Below are 17,501 nucleotides of genomic sequence, written 5' to 3'. Positions count from 1 at the left end.
AATGTTCTTGGCCCGCAACGAGTTGTATTGAGTAGCGGCAGCACTGACAACCTAGCCAAGCCCGCCGGTGCGCGGGGCGGTCCAGATGGGACTGTCCGCGCCGAACACACCGGTTTCTCCCAGCCACCCCGTCCGTTGCGGCATCTCCCCCAGTGCCCCGCGCGGACGGGGATCCAGCGCCCCCGCTCCGGCTCCCGCAAGCCGGACGCGCGGGGCGCTCAGACCACCTCGCTCGCTGCGCCACCCCTCCCCCACGGTCGCGCGAGCGGGGACATGTGCCCGCCCGGCCGCCGGATCCCGACCGCCCCGGCCGGGGCGGGCACCCCCAGCAGGCCAGCCCCTTTGACGCCGGGGCCGTCGATGCAACCCAGTCGGCACGGGCCAGCAGCTGAGTCCATGCTGGCCAGCGGACGCAGCTCAGCGGCTCAGTCGACGCGGACCCGTGGACGCACGCCAGTCGCGCAGGTCAGCAACCCAGTCGACGCAGGCATGTCGATGCAGGTCCCGTCGACGCATGCCAGTCGATGCCGATCCGTCGTTCCCGATCCGCCGATGCAAGCCAGTCGGTGCAGGTCCGCCGAAGCGAACCCCGCCGACGTAGGCCCGTCGATACTGGCCTCGTCGACGCAAGCCCCCGTCAACGCCGGGGCCATCGCCGCAACCCAGTCGACACAAGCCGGCAGCTGAGTCCATGCGGGCCAGGCGACACAGTTCAGCGGCTCAGTCGATGCCGGTCCGTCGACGCCAGCCAGTCGGCGCAGGTCCGCCGACACAGGCTGGTCGCCGCAGGCCGGTGGACGCAGCTCAGCAGCTCAATCGACGCGGACCCGTGGACGCACGCCAGTCGTGCAGGTCAGCAACCCAAGTCGACGCAAGCACCTCTACTCAGATCCCGTCGACGCATGCCAGTCGATGCGGATCCGTCAACGCCAGGCACACCGGTGCAACAGCCGGTGCAGCCAGTCGTTGCAGGCCAGTCAATGCCGGTCTCGTCGATGCAACCCAGCCGACGCGGGTCAGTCGACGCGGGTTAGTCGACGCGGGTCAGTCGATCCACTCGCGGGCATCCCGCAGCAACCCGAGCATCCCGGAGACCAGCCGCATCTGGTCCACCGTTCTGATGTCCGCCTCGAGCAGCTTCGGGGAGCACACCAGAACCGCGACGGACTGCGCGCGGGAGAGAGCGACATTCAACCGGTTGCGGGACAACAAGAAATCAAGGCCTCGTGGCAAGTCTACCGCCGACGAGGACGTCATGGTGGTCACCACAACGGGTGCTTCTTGCCCCTGGAACCGGTCCACCGTGCCGACTCGGACGTCGCCGAAACCAGCGTCGGACAAGGCCCGCGTCACGACCCGTGCCTGCAAGTTATACGGGGCCACGACAAGGAAATCGGCGTCAGCAAGCGGCCGGCCCTCCCACGAACGGCCGTGCAGCGACTTGATCACCGAGACCACTTCCGCGGCTTCTTCCACCGAACGCGTCGTATTCCCGCTGTGCTCGACCGTCGCCAGATAGAGACCCGACGGGAAGCCGTCGATCGAGCGTTCCGCGCTCGGATGCGAGTGCAGCAAACCGGCATACGACAGATTCGAAACCGGCGCGCACACCGCGGGATGCATGCGACGGGTCAGGTCGAGGAAATATCCCAGTTCCGGCGGGATGATGTCCGCGTCGCCGATCAGGTGCCCCAGCGCGGACGCCTCCGCACCTGCCGGGTGCGTGCCCTGCACCACCTGCGGCAGCTGCTGCGGATCCCCCAGCAGCACCACGTTTTTCGCGCACATCGACACCGCCAGCGCGTCCGCGAGGGCGAACTGGCCGGCTTCGTCGATCACCAGGACGTCGAAGGGTTCTTCGCGCACGGCGGCGTTGGCGAAGGTCCACGCCGTGCCGCCGACCAGGTGACCGGTGTCGTGTTCTTCACGCCACCGTACCAGCGCGTTGTTGTTTTTCGGTTGTTCCCAAGGCAATGACGTGTCCGGCGTTCGCTTCGCACGCTTGGCGCAGGCCATCTCCGGCGCGTTCTCCATGGCCGCCGAGAGCACGTTCTCGACTGCCTTGTGACTGTTCGACGTGACGCCGACAGTCCGGCCCGAGCGCACCAGATGCGCGATGAGTTTCCCGGCCAGATAAGTCTTTCCGGCCCCGGGCGGGCCCTGGACGGCGAGCACGGAACCGTCGAGCTGGTCGACCGCGGTGATCACGGTGGCGACCAGATCTTCCCCCGGTTCGGGCAAACCGCCACGCAACCGGGGGATGCGGCGCAGCAGGTCGACGCCGGGGTGTGACGGCAACGCAGGCAGGGTTTCCCCGACCAGCCGGGCAAGATCGGCGACGGCCTCGTCCTTCGGCGACGGACGGACGGGGCTGCCCGGCAGGACGGCCGCGGGAAGATCGTTCGACGTCCGGTCCGGGGCGCTGCTCTCCTCCAGGGTCACTTCGACGGCCGTCGCGGACACGACTTTCGCGTCGCGAGCATCGGGGCCGTAACGCAATCGCACGTCGTCGCCGGGCGCGAACGGATGCGGGCGGTCCGGGTCGCACCGCACGGCCAGCGTGCGTTTCGCGGTGCGCAACCGGCCGGACGGCGGCACCCACTCGCCCGCGGTCACCGACACCGGGACCGCGCAGGTCGTGTCCACTTCGAGGTCGCTGAGCGGGGCGGCCAGCTGCCGGAAGAACTCCCACCACGCCGGGTTCGTCTCGCGCCGGTGATAGCCGACGGACGCCGCCAGCAGCGCGCGGGCGTGGTCGTCGGGGGTGAAATCCGCGGGGTCCTCAGGGAGGCCGTCCAGGAGCGGGTCGACCAACGCGGCCATAACGGCGGCACGTTCGGCTCGGCGCTGGGCGGCTTCCTCTTCTTCGGTGCGGCGGAGCAGAGCGTCCACTTCGGACTCGGGGTCCGACTCGGCTAGCTCGATTCCGGCGTCGGCGCGCAAGCGGTGGAGGAATTCGTGCAGGCGCAAGGTGGAGACGCAGTCGTACTCGTTGTAGTCCGCGATGCCGCGCAGGATTTCGTCGGCCTGCTCGGTGTTTCCGGCGGAGGAGAGCGTCAGGTAGTCCTCGTACGCCTCGATGCTCGAGGCTGCCGTTTTTACCTCGCCGTCGCGGGCTTCCGGCATGTACAGTGGTTCTAAATACTTGATCGAATACGACCGCTGTCCTACCCGCAAAGCCTTGCGTACCACGGCATACAGGTCGATCATCGCACCGCTGCGCAGCAGCTCGTCCACGGCTTCCTCCCGCGTGCCGTGGACGGCGGCGAGCCGCTTGATCGCCGTGACCTCGTACGGCGCGTAGTGGTAGACGTGCGCGTCGGGGTGTTCCGCGAGCCGTGCGGTGGCGAAGTCGATGAACTCCTCGAACGCTCGTTTCTCCTGCGCGCGCGAGTGTGCCCAGAACGGGGTGAAGCGCTCGTCCGGGGTGACCGCGCCGAAGAGGTACTCCAGGCCGGTGCCGGCCAGTGCGTACGGGTCGCCTTCCATGTCGAAGAAGACGTCGCCGGGGCTGGCTTCGGGCAGTTCGGCGAGCGCGTCCGGGGCGATGATTTCGTAGGCCAGCTCGCCGGTTTCGTCCTGGCGCACCTGGATCGCGGCCTGCGCGCGCAACGAGGCGAACGTGCCCTCGGACATGTCGCGCGGACGGTCGGCGGGTTCGGAGCCGGCGAGCGCGTCGATGGTGCCGAGCCCGGCGGTCACCAGCTTGCGCCGCTGCTCGCTGCGCATCCCGGCGACGAGCGACAGATCCCGGTCGGCCTCGCGCGCGGACGAGCAGTGGTCGGCGAAGGCGCACCCAGTGCACGCCGGGCGCTCGTCGGCCCAAACCCGGTCCGGCAACTGCGGCGGACGGTCCTGCAACCGGTCGCGGAGCCGGTCCACGAGCGGGAGGAAGTCGTCGACGCGGAGGCTGCGCGTGCTGCCGTCGCCGAGCAGCAGGTGCATCTCCGGGCCGGTGGGCCAGCCGCCGCGGCGCAGAGCGTCGGCGTACGCGGTGAGCTGCACGACCGCGGACGGCTTGGCGTGCCGGGCGAGCTTCGTGTCGTAAACCTCGTAGCGGCCCTGGTCGTCGCGCAGGAGGAAATCGGCGCGGCCGGAGAACTCGCCGTCGTGGAACACCGCCTGGTAGACGACCGGCGCGCCCGCGCGCAGCGCCTCCTCGGTGGCCTTCGCCGCGACGACCGGATCGTGCTCCTCGATCTCGACGACCTGCGCCCGCTCGCCGCGCAACCGGCTGAGCGTGGCCGCCTCGTGCGCGCGCCCGTGCTTCACCGCCAGCCGATCGGGTGCGGAACTGGGCCGCGGCGCGCCGGGTATCCCCGCCGCCAGCGCCTGCTTGAGGATGCTCCGGTGCTCGCATTCGAGCAGGTCAGCGAGATCAGACGGCGTGTACATCGCCCGGCAGTCTGTCACGGGCGGTCGTGGCCCCTTGCGAGGCGGGGTGGCGACACGCCGCCCGGAATTGTCGGTGGTGGGTGGGATGATCTTGGGGTGGTCAGGGAGCGGGAGTTGAGGAGGGTGGAGGTGAGTGCTGGGGCAAAGGTTGTGCGGAGGTGAGAGGGGTTGGTGGCGAGTTGGTGGTGCGGTTGCGCTGAGGTGGAGCGGTCGGCCTGAGGTGGCGCGGCTGGCCTCATGTGGCGCGGTTGGCCCGACGTGGCGCGGCTGGCCTGATGCGGTGCGGTTCCGCTGAGATGAACCGGTCGACCTGACGTGGTGCGGTTAGTCGGAGGTGGCTTTGGGTTGGAGTCTGTGCTGAGTGGGTCTTGGTGATCTGCGGGCTGGCGGGTTGCCGGTCAGGTCGTTCGGCGGAGTGCGCACCGCCTCGGCGACCTCGGCAGGCGGCGCACGATTCGCTACGACGCGGAACGGCAATGCGGAACGGCCAAGCGATCGCTGCACCAGGCTCGCGGGCGACGACGCGTGCCTCGGCCAGCGCGGGTCTCGGTGGGGATCGTGGCATGCGCAGGACTGCGGCCTCACGACCACCACGGAGCTCGGCGCGAGCTCGCGGCACCCGCAGGATCGCGGCCTCACGGCCAGCACCGGTCGCGGTCCCAGGTCGCGGCACCCGCAAGGTCGCGACGTTCCGGCCTACAAAGGACTCGGCGCGAACTCGTGGCACCCGTGAGGCCCGGCCTTACGGCAACACGGGTCTCGATGCAAGGTCGCGCGGCACCCGCAGGGCCGCAGCCATCCGGCCCACACGGGACTCGGCGCGAGCTCGCGGCACCCGCAGGATCACAGCGTTGTCGATCATGCCGTTCCGAGACGTGCGCGCCACCCCGAGGGCCTCGGCAGGGTGGCGCCGTCCCGCTACGGCGTTGGGCGGTTGAGCAATCGCTCGAGCCACGACTCGCGCGCCGCGATGCATGCTTCGGCCGGGGCGGATTGTGGTGCTAGGTCATGGAAGCCGTGGAATGCGCCGCCCCAGACGTGGAGTTCGGCGTCGCCTCCGGAGGCCCAGATTGAGGTTGCGAAGGCTACGTCTTCGTCTCGGAAGACCTCCGCCGCGCCGACGTCGATGAAGGTTGGTGGGAGGCCGCTCAGGTCGGTTGCGCGTGCGGCGGCTGCGTAGGGCGAGACGTCGGCGGTACCTCGGCGGTCGCCTAGGACTGCGGTCCACGCGGTCAGGTTGCTGGTCCGGTCCCAGACGCCGACGCCGTCGTACTGGTGAGCCGACACTGTCTCGTTGCGGTCGTCGATCATCGGGCATTGCAGCAGCAGGCCGAGCAGCGTCGGGCCGTTGCGGTCGCGGGCCAGCAGCGCGGTTCCGGCGGCTAGTCCTCCTCCGCCGCTGCCGCCGAACATGACCAGGCGGTCGGGGGCGAAGCGTAGGGCGTCCGCGTTGGCGGCCATCCATCGCAAGCCCGCGTAGCAGTCCTCGACGGGTGTCGGGTCGGGATGTTCCGGGGCCAGCCGGTATTCGGCGGTGACGGCGACTGCGTCGTACTTCAGCACCCAGTCGATCAGCGGGCCCGCTGCGGCGAAGCGGTCTCCCATGACCATTCCGCCGCCGTGGAGGTGGTAGATGCCGACGCCCGGGGTCTCGTGGTTCACCTGCGAAAGGACGGAGACTTCGATCTCCGCGCCGTCGTAACCGGGGATCGTGTGGTGCGTGCAGCGGACCGGGCGGTCGCCGATTTGTTCTTCGATGGTGGGGAAAGGGAGGCTCCGGTAGTACCGCAACTGGTCCGGTGTCATGCCGACTGGCACGCAGCCGTCGAGGGTCGGCAGGACTGTGGCCAGTTCTGGATCGAAGGCGGGACGCGGCATTTCCTGCGTCATGAGTGCTCCTGGACGTCATCGATCCCTCGCCCCGACGGCGCGCGGCGCAGCGCGAGAGGAGGAGGTTGGTGGGAAAGAGCTACTGCCAGGGCACGCGTCGGCCAGTACGCCGCCGAGAACCCGGCGGCTAGTCTCTGTCCACCTCGATGAGCATGCCGCCAGTTTACCCGACTGCGGGGGCATCCTGTGCCGAATTTCCTGCGGGGCGCGGTCGAAGCCGGTGCCGGGCAAGGACTTTGAGCGGACTCCGGACCGGGGGCGAGTCTCGGCGGGTGCAGAATGGGCGGTCGTGACGGTCGTCCTCTCCATACCCCGAACCGAGTCCGCGAGAGCCCTACAGCTGCGGCCATGGCGGTCGGAGGATCGGCGGGCGCTGGTCGTCGCGCATCGCGATCCGCTGTTACGCCGCCGGTTGACGTCCCCTCTCACCGGCGACGGCGATGCCCGGCGGTGGCTGGACGCACAGGCGTCCGGCTGGGAGTCCGCAACACAGTTCAGCTTCGCGGTGGTAGCCGACGACGACACGCCGCTCGGGCACGTCGTCGTGAAGGTCCGGGACGCGGGGACGGCCGAGGTCGGCTACTGGACTGCCGCCCAGGCCCGGGGTCGTGGCGTTGCTGCCCGGGCGTTGGAAACCGCGTCGCGGTGGGCGCTCGGCGCGCAGCGGATCGTCCCGTTGAGCCGCCTGGACTTGCTTCATGCCGAGGACAACCTGGCTTCCTGCCGGGTCGCGGAGAAGTGCGGCTACGTCCTCGACGGACTGTTGCCGCCCGCACCGCCGGACTTTCCGGTCAGCGGGCACCGGCACGTGCGCATCTCAGGAGACTGACTGCCAGCGGGGCGGCGGGCCGGTCGCACTTCCGTCGGCCGAACAAGCAAACGGACTCGCTGGTAAGTGGCAGGGGTTTCAGGGGTTTCGTGGCCGCCCATCCCCCGCGCAGGAACCCGACGCGCCGTCCCTCGTTGAAGGCTCGGTCCCTGCCTCGAACGCCGAAATTCCGGCAGGCTGCTAGCCGCGGGCCTCCAGCCAGGCGACGATGGCTCGGACGAAGCCGTCGACGCTCGACAAGGGTTTGCCTGCGAAGATCGCGTGCAGGTGCTCGACGCCGATCGGATCGTTCCAGGCCTGGGCGCGCCGGCAGGTCTCCTCGTCGGTGGCCGCGCGGAGGACGTCCCAGCCGTGCCAGGTCGCGACCAATGCCGCGTCGATGGCCGGGTCGGCCAAGGTCGCCAGGTCCCAGTCGAGGACGCCGGTCAGTTTGCCGTTCGGGTCGAAGTGGACGTTGCTGCCGCCGAGGTCGCCGTGGACGAGTCTGGCGGGGGTCTCTTCAAGAGCCAGCAGTGTGTCCAAGCGTTGCTGGACTCCGGGTTGCCACTTTTCCGGCAGGCGCGGGATCACGTCGTGCAGGATTTCCGCCCAGCCCAGGCCGTTGGCAGATCGGCGCGGGCGGTGGAGGACGTCCGCGAGCCGCGGTGAGATCTCAACCTCGCGCAGTGCCGTCAACAGCGGGCCGAACGCTGCTGGGTCGCCGACGCCTTCTGGCAAGCCCTCGCCGTCGATCCAGGAGACCGCGACGGCCGCGCGGTCGCCGAACGTGGTCACTGGGGTCAGCGGCTCTGGCACGGCGAAAGGCAGTCCGACTGCCGCGACGGCGCGGAGGATCTCGGCTCGGCGCGGTAGCTCGGCTGCGGCGTCGGGGCGTTTGCTGATCCGCACGGCCGCGACGCCGGGCAGCAGCACGACGTGGTGCATGTTTCCCTGAGCGGCTAGCCGGGCGGAGCCGACCGCGGGACCGGGGACGAGTGCTTCGGCGATTTCGAGCAGGTCAGTGGGGACCGGTTGACGCATCCCGCGAGTTTGCCGGACATGGTCGCGCATCGCCGTCGCGGAGGTGCTCTAGGGCGCGAAGGCACCTTCGCAAAGCTGCCGCAACCTCGCGAAGGTGCCTCACCGCCGCGGAGGCAACGGCACCACGTCCAAATCCCGGGCCACGTGGATCTCCCCGTCGAACACCTTCGCTGCCTCGTCGCGGAACCGGTCCGCCTCCTCGTACGGGTAGCGCTGCGAGAAGTGCGTCAGCAGCAACTCCCGGGCACCCGACTCCGCAGCCAGCCGACCGGCGTCGGTGCTGGTCAGGTGGCCGTAGCGGTAGGCCAACTCGGCGTCGTCGGCGCGGAAGGTCGATTCGGCGATCAGCAGGTCCGCGTCTCGCGCGCAGGCGAACGCGCCCGCGCACAGGCGCGTGTCCATCACGAACGCGACCACCTGCCCCCGGCGCGGCACGCTCACGTCTTCCAGCCGGACCACGCCGTCCGCTGTCGCATACACCCCGTCGGCCTGGAGTTTTCGTATCGCTGGGCCTTGGACGCCTGCCGCGGCGAGCGCGTCCGGCAGCATCCGGATCCCGTCCGGTTCGGTGTAGCGGTAGCCGAAGCAGTCGATGCGGTGTTCCAGCGGGTACGCCGACAGGGCACCGCCGAGCGGGCCAGGGGCGGAGATCGGCAGCGGGACCAGCTCGGCGCGTTCGTGGAACGACGTCGAGTGCCGCAGCCGGTCGAAGTACTCCTGGCCGGACGCTGGGTAGTGGCAGCGGACGGGATGCGCGACGCCGTCCAGCGAGAGCCGTTGGATGATGCCGGCCAGGCCGAGGCTGTGGTCGCCGTGGAAGTGGGTGACGCAGAGGTGGGTGAGTTCGCTCGCCGTCGCGCCGGCGTACATCATCTGCCGCTGGGTGCCTTCGCCCGGATCGAAGAGGATGCCGTCGGCGTCGAAGCGCAGCAGGTAGCCGTTGTGGTTGCGGTGCCGGGTCGGCGTCTGGCTCGCCGAGCCGAGCACCACTAGCTCGCGTCGGGACATGACGATCATCTTCGCGCCACGCCGGGGCCGGACGCCACCGAAATGAACTCCGCGGAAACAGCGGCGGCCGTCCGGGATGAAATTCCCCGGACGGCCGCGCGCCGCGAATAATTGCCGTTTGAATTCGTTCGATCACTTTCCGCGAATTCGATCTTCACCCGGCTTCGGGAATTGCCAGTGTTTCCCGATACCACTTCCGGGACTGAGCCATTCGGACGCCGAGCCCCGGTCCAGGGGAGACTCCGGTGAGATCCCAGACCTTTTCGCTGGCATACCAATGGTCCTTCGTGAGCAGCGACCACTGGTGCCCGCTGAGCCACGGCGTGCCCGCCCGATGCTCGGCGAGGGGCCGGTCGTGGTCGGGAACGGGCAGGTCAAGCAGGGTGCAGACGGCTTCGAGCAGCTCGCGCATCCGCACCGGTTCCGGGTCGGCCACGTGGAACACCTCGCCGGGGCGGCCCAATGCCGGGTCCAGCGCGAACGCGCTGAGCACGGCAGCGAGATCCCACGACGAGACCACTGAAGTCCGGGACCTGCCGCCCTCAGCCCACGCCGGCACCGCCCGCAGCCACTTCACCAGCGTCGGGACCACGTACCGGTCGCCGTCGCCGTACACCAGGTGCGGCCGCAGAACGATCCCGCCCGCGGCGCGGACCCGCTGCTCTCCGGCCAGCCTGGTGCGGCTGGTGGCCGAGGCGGGCCCGAGGTCGAGTGTGTCCTCGGGCGCGCCTCGATGCTCGCCGTCGCGGTAGACCGCGCAGGTGCTCAGGTACACGATCCGGCGCGTGCCCGCCCGCCGCGCTTCCGCGAGGAGCCGGGCCGTGCCGAGATCGTTGACCTGCGCGCATTCCTCTTCGGTGCCGCCGATCCGGGACGCGGCGTGCACGAGCGTCGCGACGCCCGTGCACGCCCCGGCCAGCCCGGCCGCGCCGGCGAGGTCGCCTCGGTGGACCCGCGCGCCGGATCGCGTGATCCACTCCGGCACCTCGCCGCGCGCCAGCACCCGCACCGCGGCGCCGCGGGCGAGCAACGCCCGCAGCACCGCCGAACCGATGAACCCGGTCGCTCCGGTGAGGAGGATTTCCCCGGTCGTACTGTCCGCCCCCAGGCCGGCAGTCATGACCTGCGCATCGCCAGGGTGCCGCTCGCCACGGGACGGCCCTTCTGCTCCGCCACCACTCGCACCAGGCGGGACCCGTCCGCGTCGACGCCGATCTCTTCCGCCGTCAGCAGGCATTCCGAGTCGAACTCGACGTAGACGGAAAAGTCGAAGTCCGTGCGCAACGGCAGCGCGTACGGGTCTCCGAGCGTCAGCAACGCCGCCTGGCGCGCGCCTTCCAGCAGCACCATGCCCGGGACGTGGTCCACCGAGTGGTCGAACAGGACCGCGTGGTCCGGGTCGAACTGCAGGGACCAGGTGCCGGGCGTCGCGGTCTCGGCGACCAGCACGTCTTCCTTGCGTTCCCGGCCGACGAGCACCGGTTCCACCGTGGGCAATGCGATGGCCTGGAACGGCGTCGCCGCGAAGTGGTCGCCGCGCAGCCGGCGGTAGACCGCCGGGGACACGCAGCGAATCGTCTCCGAGGCGGTGCCGATCAGCTCCCCGTCGCGGAAGCAGCCGAACTCGAACCGCATGCCGCCGACGTTGTTGCCCCGGCGGATCACGTCCTGCACGCTCACCCGCAGCACCACGTCGATCGGCCTGCCCTCGGTGACCAGCCCTTCGGGGGTGATAGAGCTGGTCTTGCGGCCGCCGACGAACACGGTGCCGAGCGAGACGCCGTACGCGCGATGCGCGACCAGCATGATCGCTTGGCGGAATGTTTCCAGGTACAGCATGGGATCGTGCGATCCCGGAGTGCGCGGGCCGAAGAACCCGTGCCGGCGCGGCCACTGCGCGCCGACCTCGAACCGGTCCTGCCCCACGATGTTCAGATCAGTGACGAAAACTTCCGAGACGGCCGCGCGGTGCACGAGATTGCGCGGGATCGTCTGCTGGAAGTCGACCGGGCTTCCGCCCGGCGAACTTTCGCCGTCGATGATGAAGGTTCTTCCGACAGACTCCTCTAACAGCGTACCGACCATGTCGGTCCTCCCAGAAAAAAAGTACTTCCCCAGTACCCCCACAACATTTTTAGCGGAAAAGGGCGGACAAAACCATACCTACCTACCGGTTTTTTTCTCTGGCTCCGCGGGCCGCGCGGAGGTAGACTGGTGTGTCAGCGTGGCCCGGAGCGGGCCCGCGATCCCCCCGAGAGGAGTCACAGTGGCTCGCCAGGAACGCGCGGAGCAGACCCGAAATGCCATCCTCGACGCTGCCGCGTCCAGGTTCGACGCGGTCGGCTTCCTAGGCGCGAGCCTGTCGGACATCCTCGCCGAGGCCGGGGTCACCAAAGGCGCGCTGTACTTCCACTTCAAGTCCAAGGAAGAACTCGCGGACGCGCTGATCAACGAGCAGTTCACCGTGTGGGACCCGCTGGCCGACATCGAGAGCCCCGGGCTGCAGACGGTCATCGACCTCACCCAGAACATGGGGCACAGCCTGCGCAAAGACGTGCGCGTGCGCGCCAGCATCCGGCTCGTCATCGAGCAGGGCTCGTTCGTCACGCCCGCCGCGGGCGCGTACAAGCAGTGGACCGACACCATCCACGGCTGCCTGCTCGCCGCGAAGGCCGCGGGCGACGTGCGCAAGGACGTCAACGCGCACGATCTCGCGCAGTACGTGGTCGCGTCGTTCACCGGGACCCAGCTCAGCTCGCAGGTGCTGACCGGGCGGACGGACCTGCACGAGCGGGCCACGTTCATGTGGCAGACGATCCTGAACGCGGTCGTCCCGCCCCGGCGGCTGCACAAGTTCGATCCGGCCGGGACTTTTCCCGCCGACGACTAGCGGGCTCTGGGGTACGGGGCGAAACCGGACGGTCGGTTTGCGAGGCTGAGGTCGCTGCGGCGGAGTCGCGGTGGGGATCCGGAATCAAACCGGCGCAGTCGCGGTGCGGCTCGGGGATCAGCCGGGCGTGCAGTTCAGGCGCCGGTCAGCTCGGTGACGCGTCCCGGAAAACGACCCGGCACAACTCGGGCGTCGGTCGCCTCGGCAACGCGCCGCTGGCATCAACCTGGCACAACTCAGGCACCGGTCGCCGCGGCGACGCGCCCCTGGCATCAACCTGGCACAACTCAGGTCCCGGCCGCCGCGGCGACGCGTCCCTCGAACCAACCCGGCCTAGCCCACGCACCGGTCGCCTGGGCGATGCGTCCCCGGAATCAACCCGGCCCAGTTCAGGCGCCGCCCGCCTCGGCGACGCGTCCCGGAAACAACCCGGCACAGCTCAAGTGCCAGTCGCCTCGGCGGTCGAATCCGCTGGTTGCGCCGCCTCGATCACCCGCCACAGCTCGGAAAGCGTGCTGGCCAGGTCCGTGCCGGCCGGGATCGTCCCGCTTGCCGCCGCCGATTCCAGGCCGACGCAGGTCACCACGACCAGGAGTGCCGCCATGTCCGGGCGGACGTGCGGGCTCAACTCCCCCGCCCCGTGCGCGGCGGCGATGTGCGCGCGCACCTGGCCGAGCCACGCGCGGACGAAGGCGACGAACCGCGGGTCGTTCGAGCCCATTTCGCGGGCGAGCCGGAAGCTCGCGCCCACCTTCGCGTCCTCGGCGAGCCAGCCCATCAGCGCCCGGCTCAGGTCGGCCAGCCTGCGCAGATGCGGACGCCGCCCGCGCGCCCGCGCGACGTGCTGGTGCAGGACCGCCACGGCCGCCGATTGCACCTCGTCGCAGATTTCGTCCTTCGACGAGAAGTGGAAGTACAGGCCGCCCTTGGTCACGCCCGCTTCGCGCGCGATGTCCACCATGCTCGTGGCCGCGTAACCGTCGCGGTGCAGCAGCGCCGCGGCGGCGTCCAGCAGCAGGAGCCGGGTGAGCTCCGCACGAGCCTGTTTCGTCACCGTCTTCCCCATCGTCTCGCGCCGGGAACGGCACGGCGTGTGTCCCGACCGCCCAATCATGACATACCGACCGCCCGGTTTACCAGAGATTCCGGCCGATTACCTGGCTCCCGCCGGGAATTCAAGATCAAAACAGACCAACCTCCCGGTTTTATCTTGAAAACCGACCTCCCGGTTTGCTATGGTCCAGTAGTGGACCCGGCTCGGACCGGCAGGCAGCGGCGCTGGGGGCGCCGCCGGACGGGTCCGGCGCGAGAGACACCGGAGGGCAGTCATGCTGAACTACGAAATTCTCGGACAGATCAGAGTGAGCGGCCGGCCCGGCGTCTGCGCCCCGCGGGCCCGCAAGATCGAGACCTTGCTGTCCGTGCTGCTGGCCAAGAACAACCAGGTCGTGACGGCTGAGCATCTGATCGGCGAGATCTGGGGCGAACATCCGCCCGCGAGGGCGAGTGCGGCGTTGTATGTGTATGTGTCGCAGCTGCGGAAACTGTTGCGCGGCAATGGTGAGAGTGCGGAAGACAGCCCTGTTGTCACCAGTCCGCGGGGGTATTCGCTGCACGTTGGGATCGACGAGCTTGATGCTGATCGGTTCACCCGGCTTTACGAGCAGGGGCGCGCGTTGCACTGGGATCGTGGCTACGGTCAGGCTGCGAAGGTGTTGCGGGAGGCTTCTCAGCTGTGGCGCGGGGCGGCGTTCGGGGGGTTCATCGACTCTCCTGATGTGCAGGCGTATGCCACGTTGCTTGAGGAGAGCCGGCTTGGGTGCCTCGAGCTGTTGATGGAGACCGAGCTGCTCATCGGGCGGCATCGTGAGGTTGTCGGGCAACTGTCGGCACTTGCGAAGGAGCACACGCTTCGGGAGACGTTCACCGAGTACCTGATGACCGCGCTGGCTCGGTCCAATCGGCGGGCTGAGGCGTTGGAGACGTTCGCGTCCGCGCGGCAGAACCTGGTGCAGCAGTTGGGGATTGAGCCGGGGAGCTCGTTGCGGAAGCTGCATCACAGCATTCTTGTCGGGGAGATGTCAGACGCTGTTTGAGCTTGGTCGTGGGGGTGGCCCGGTCTTCCGCTTCGGCGGGGGGCCGGGTCTTTTTTGTGTGCGGGCGCGCCGCGGGAAAGCGGGTTGCGACGGGGCAGCCCGAAGCCTGATTCGGCTGACGGTCTGCGGGTGCTTGTCAAGGCGGGAAAGCCGAAAACTTGTTTCTGGCACAGAGGATTCGTGACCGCCACGCCTCCGCCGCCAGCAAGGAGGCCCCGCGGATTGCCGCCAGATCCGGACGCTCGTATCACCCAGCGAGACGGCCTCTGGCCGCCACGCCGTCGACACGGCCATGCTTGTGCCCGCCGCGCGGCCCTTGTCACTTCATCTCACCACCGTGAATCTCCCAGGAGTCTTCGATGGTCCACAAAATGAGCTTGGCCAGTCTGGCCATCGCGGCAAGCGTCGCCGGGCTGGCTCTCCTGCCCGCGGCGGCATCGGCCGCACCCGTGGCACCCGCGGTCCGCCCCGTGTCCCCGCACACCGCACCCGCGTTCAACGCCAGCGGCAGCTATACCCTCTTCCAAAGCAACGGTGTCAACGCGACAGTCAACGTCACCCAGGACAGCCTCGGCAAGCTGTACGGGTCTGCTACCACCGGTCGGGCTGCCGGAACCATCGAGAGCGGGGCATCGGTCGACGGCACGTCCATCCAGTTCACTATCGCCTGGACCAACGGACCGCACGGCCGTTACACCGGTTCGTTGGGCGCCGACCGGCGCCTCTCCGGTTTCACGTTCGACCTGGGCCACCCCGAAAGCCAAGCCACCTGGGCCACCACCCAAACCTTCTGAGTGTGCGAATGGGCGGTTTCTTTGCGGGAAAAGCCGAGAGGGGAACCCTCAGGGACTCTGAGTCCCTCAGGGTTCCCCTCACGGCACCCCTCAGCTACCGCTCAGCTGCGGTAGACCGAGACTACGAAACCGCCGCACGTGACTGGTTCTCCGTACCAGCCGCCCCAGCGGCTGTCTAACGCCAGGCCTGCCAGTTCGGCCATCAGGTCCAGTTCCGCGGGCCAGACATAACGCAGGGGCAGCGACGCGTCGGTCAGGTGCACGATTTGGCGCACGTCGTCGACCGCGCGTACGCGGGAGTCTGCGGTCCAGCACGCCGGATCTGGGTGGCGGCCCTGCACCACCAGGGCGCCGCCAGGGCGCAGGAGGCGGCTGTAGCGGCCGATGGCGCGCAGCTGGTCTCGTTGGTCTGGCAGGCGGGAAAGCACGTCCGCGCCCAGGTATCCCGCGTCGAAGCGGGGGCCGGGTTCCAGGTGGACTTCGTAGCCTTCGCCGGCCAGTGCGTCGGCTACTGGGCCGCCGCCGGGGACCAAGATTCGGCCGGGGCCGTGAGACCTCGATACGCGGTCGGTTACTTCGGAGAGGAACGCGACCGCGCCGGCGGGGTCGTCCGCCAGCGGGGCCAGCCACGCGGCCACGGGATCGACCGGCTTTTCCATCACCCGGGTCGGCATGTCGCCACCTCACTTCACGCAGTGGTCCTCTCTACTCCACAGAGAGTGCCGGACCGATCTAAAGCGGATCTAGCGGAATCGGGTTCCCCTAGGCAAGCCTGAAGGGCGACCCGCGGCACGCGGGTCGCCCTTCAGCGGTGAAAAGTGGTTCAGCCCTTGGTGCGCCGGTTGAACTTGCGCACCGCGAGGAACGAGGCCGCGGCGGTGATCACGCCCCACCAAGCGAGGGCGAGCCACGCCGTACCGCCGGCGGGAGTGCCGTTCATCAGCGCGCGGACGGCGTCCATCAGGACCGTGAACGGCTGGTTGTCCACGATCACCCGCAGCACGCCGGGCATTGCCTGGGTCGGCACGAGGGCACTGGAGGCGTACGGCACGAACACGAGGATCATGCCGAGACCGCCGGCACCTTCGACCGTCTTCGAGATCGAGCCGAGCAGCACGGCCAGCCAGAAGACGCCTGCCGCGAACAAAACCAGCAGGCCGATCGCGGCGAGCCAGCCCAGTGCGCTGCCGCCGGGGCGGAAGCCGATCGCGAAGCCGATCGCCACCATGATCACGAACGACACCAGGCTGCGCAGCATCCCGGCGGCGACGTGGCCCACCAACACGGCCGGGCCGAACATCGGCATCGAGCGGAAGCGTTCCACGAGGCCCTGGGTGAGGTCCGCGGCGACGCCGACGACCGTGGTCGTCGAGTTGAAGCCGATGCTGATGGCCAGCAGACCGGGCACCAGGTAGTCGACGTAGGCCATGCCGGGCACGTTGATCGCGGGCCCGAACATGAAGCGGAACAACAGCAGCAGCACGATCGGCAGCGACACCGCCTGCAGCAGCATCTCCGGGTTCCGCGTGATGTGCTTGACGTTGCGCCCGATCAGCACGCGGAAGTCGGACAGCACCGAGGCCAGCCCGGCGCTTTCGGGCACCGCGGGGATCTGCGCCCCCTCGGTTTCCCTGGACAAGGTCTGGGTCATCACTTCGCTCCCGCGGTTGAGGTGAGGGTGTGGAACACGTCGTCGAGCGTCGGCTCCGACAGCTCGATCCCGGCGGGCTCGAGCCCGGCGTCGGCGACCCGGTTGAGCGTCGCGCGCACCTGGCCGGGGTGGTCGATCGGGACGCTGACCGTCTCGTCCAGCAGCACGCCGCCGGTGACCTGCTGCGCACGACCCGCTTCGGCGACCGACGCGAAGGTCAGCTTGAGCCGTTCGGTGCCGACGCGGCGCTTCAGCTCGGTGGCGGTGCCCTCGGCGACGACGCGGCCCTTGTCGATGACCGCGATCCGGTCGGCGAGCTGGTCGGCCTCGTCGAGGTACTGCGTGGTGAGCAGGACCGTGGTGCCGCCGTCGAGCAGCTTGCGGATCGCGTCCCACATCGCCGAGCGGCTGCGCGGGTCGAGACCCGTGGTGGGCTCGTCGAGGAACAGCACCGGCGGCGACGTGATCAGGCTGATCGCGAGGTCGAGGCGGCGCCGCATGCCGCCGGAGTAGGTCTTCACCGGACGGCCGGCCGCTTCTTCGAGGTCGAACTGCGCGAGCAGCTCGGCGGCCCGCTCCTTCGCCCGCGCGATCGGCAGGTGGAACAGCCGCCCCATCATTTCCAGGTTTTCGCGGCCGGTGAGCAGTTCGTCGACCGCGGTGTTCTGTCCGGTGAGGCCGATCTGCTCGCGGACTTTGCGGGTGCGCTTGGCGACGTCGTGCCCGTTGACGGTCACGGTGCCGCCGTCGGCCTCCAGGAGGGTGCTGAGGATCCGCACCGTCGTGGTCTTGCCGGCGCCGTTGGGGCCCAGCAGCGCGAACATCGTGCCCCGCTCGACGCTGAGGTCGACGCTCTCCAGGACGTCGACATCGCCGTAGGACTTGCGCAGCCCCCGTGCTTCGATTGCGTAGCCGGTGACCATCGGGT

General features: G+C 69.2%; 14 protein-coding genes. 4 read left to right on the top strand and 10 right to left on the bottom strand.

The genetic code is table 11. From position 1 onward, the window contains the following. Nucleotides 1-1,044 precede the first annotated feature (1,044 nt). Nucleotides 1,045-4,395 (bottom strand): TM0106 family RecB-like putative nuclease, encoded by a 3,351-nt coding sequence (locus tag ABD156_RS14500; protein ID WP_344272166.1) that lies wholly within the window; start codon nt 4,393-4,395, stop codon nt 1,045-1,047. Between the two features lie 918 nt (nt 4,396-5,313). After that, the gene (locus ABD156_RS14495; protein ID WP_377927077.1) at nt 5,314-6,273 is read right to left on the bottom strand and encodes an alpha/beta hydrolase; all 960 of its coding nucleotides are present in this window, start codon (nt 6,271-6,273) and stop codon (nt 5,314-5,316) included. A gap of 301 nt (nt 6,274-6,574) precedes the next feature. Here ABD156_RS14495 and ABD156_RS14490 point away from each other — a divergent pair, with 301 nt between their 5' ends. After that, complete coding sequence (locus tag ABD156_RS14490) at nt 6,575-7,114, top strand: GNAT family N-acetyltransferase (protein WP_344272160.1); 540 nt, start codon at nt 6,575-6,577, stop codon at nt 7,112-7,114. 180 nt (nt 7,115-7,294) lie between these two features. On the opposite strand, the gene ABD156_RS14485 is transcribed toward ABD156_RS14490, so the two are convergent. The 4 genes from ABD156_RS14485 to ABD156_RS14470 all read right to left on the bottom strand — a co-directional run bounded on the left by ABD156_RS14485 (nt 7,295) and on the right by ABD156_RS14470 (nt 11,227). Further along, entirely contained in the window at nt 7,295-8,134 is an 840-nt protein-coding gene (locus tag ABD156_RS14485; RefSeq protein ID WP_344272157.1) for a phosphotransferase family protein, read from the bottom strand. A gap of 99 nt (nt 8,135-8,233) precedes the next feature. Then, complete coding sequence (locus ABD156_RS14480; RefSeq protein ID WP_344272154.1) at nt 8,234-9,142, bottom strand: ribonuclease Z; 909 nt, start codon at nt 9,140-9,142, stop codon at nt 8,234-8,236. Between the two features lie 154 nt (nt 9,143-9,296). After that, on the bottom strand, nt 9,297-10,262 hold the full coding sequence (locus tag ABD156_RS14475; RefSeq protein ID WP_344272151.1) for an NAD-dependent epimerase/dehydratase family protein: 966 nt from the start codon (nt 10,260-10,262) through the stop codon (nt 9,297-9,299). Then, on the bottom strand, nt 10,259-11,227 hold the full coding sequence (locus tag ABD156_RS14470; RefSeq protein WP_344272148.1) for a ScbA/BarX family gamma-butyrolactone biosynthesis protein: 969 nt from the start codon (nt 11,225-11,227) through the stop codon (nt 10,259-10,261). Before ABD156_RS14470 ends, ABD156_RS14475 begins: the two co-directional genes overlap by 4 nt. 181 nt (nt 11,228-11,408) lie before the next feature. Between ABD156_RS14470 and ABD156_RS14465 the strand changes: the two genes are divergently transcribed. After that, nucleotides 11,409-12,032 (top strand): ScbR family autoregulator-binding transcription factor, encoded by a 624-nt coding sequence (locus tag ABD156_RS14465; protein WP_344272145.1) that lies wholly within the window; start codon nt 11,409-11,411, stop codon nt 12,030-12,032. A 439-nt stretch (nt 12,033-12,471) separates the two neighbouring features. On the opposite strand, the gene ABD156_RS14460 is transcribed toward ABD156_RS14465, so the two are convergent. Beyond that, nucleotides 12,472-13,086: a ScbR family autoregulator-binding transcription factor gene (locus ABD156_RS14460; protein WP_344272143.1), complete on the bottom strand. Its 615-nt coding sequence runs from the start codon at nt 13,084-13,086 to the stop codon at nt 12,472-12,474. Between the two features lie 274 nt (nt 13,087-13,360). Between ABD156_RS14460 and ABD156_RS14455 the strand changes: the two genes are divergently transcribed. Beyond that, nucleotides 13,361-14,128: an AfsR/SARP family transcriptional regulator gene (locus tag ABD156_RS14455; protein ID WP_344272141.1), complete on the top strand. Its 768-nt coding sequence runs from the start codon at nt 13,361-13,363 to the stop codon at nt 14,126-14,128. A 359-nt stretch (nt 14,129-14,487) separates the two neighbouring features. After that, nucleotides 14,488-14,922 (top strand): hypothetical protein, encoded by a 435-nt coding sequence (locus tag ABD156_RS14450; RefSeq protein WP_344272139.1) that lies wholly within the window; start codon nt 14,488-14,490, stop codon nt 14,920-14,922. 101 nt (nt 14,923-15,023) lie between these two features. Here ABD156_RS14450 and ABD156_RS14445 read toward each other — a convergent pair whose 3' ends face one another. The 3 genes from ABD156_RS14445 to ABD156_RS14435 all read right to left on the bottom strand — a co-directional run bounded on the left by ABD156_RS14445 (nt 15,024) and on the right by ABD156_RS14435 (nt 17,496). After that, nucleotides 15,024-15,596 (bottom strand): hypothetical protein, encoded by a 573-nt coding sequence (locus ABD156_RS14445; RefSeq protein WP_344272136.1) that lies wholly within the window; start codon nt 15,594-15,596, stop codon nt 15,024-15,026. 149 nt (nt 15,597-15,745) lie between these two features. After that, on the bottom strand, nt 15,746-16,573 hold the full coding sequence (locus ABD156_RS14440; protein WP_344272133.1) for an ABC transporter permease: 828 nt from the start codon (nt 16,571-16,573) through the stop codon (nt 15,746-15,748). Beyond that, the gene (locus tag ABD156_RS14435; RefSeq protein WP_344272130.1) at nt 16,573-17,496 is read right to left on the bottom strand and encodes an ATP-binding cassette domain-containing protein; all 924 of its coding nucleotides are present in this window, start codon (nt 17,494-17,496) and stop codon (nt 16,573-16,575) included. The genes ABD156_RS14440 and ABD156_RS14435 overlap by 1 nt, the downstream gene beginning before the upstream one ends. Nucleotides 17,497-17,501: the final 5 nt, after the last annotated feature.

The sequence above is a fragment of the Amycolatopsis albidoflavus genome, assembly GCF_039525725.1.
GTDB classification, from domain to species: domain Bacteria; phylum Actinomycetota; class Actinomycetes; order Mycobacteriales; family Pseudonocardiaceae; genus Amycolatopsis; species Amycolatopsis albidoflava.
The sequence above is the reverse complement of the archived record's forward strand: the minus strand, read 5'-3'. Positions and strand labels throughout refer to the sequence as shown.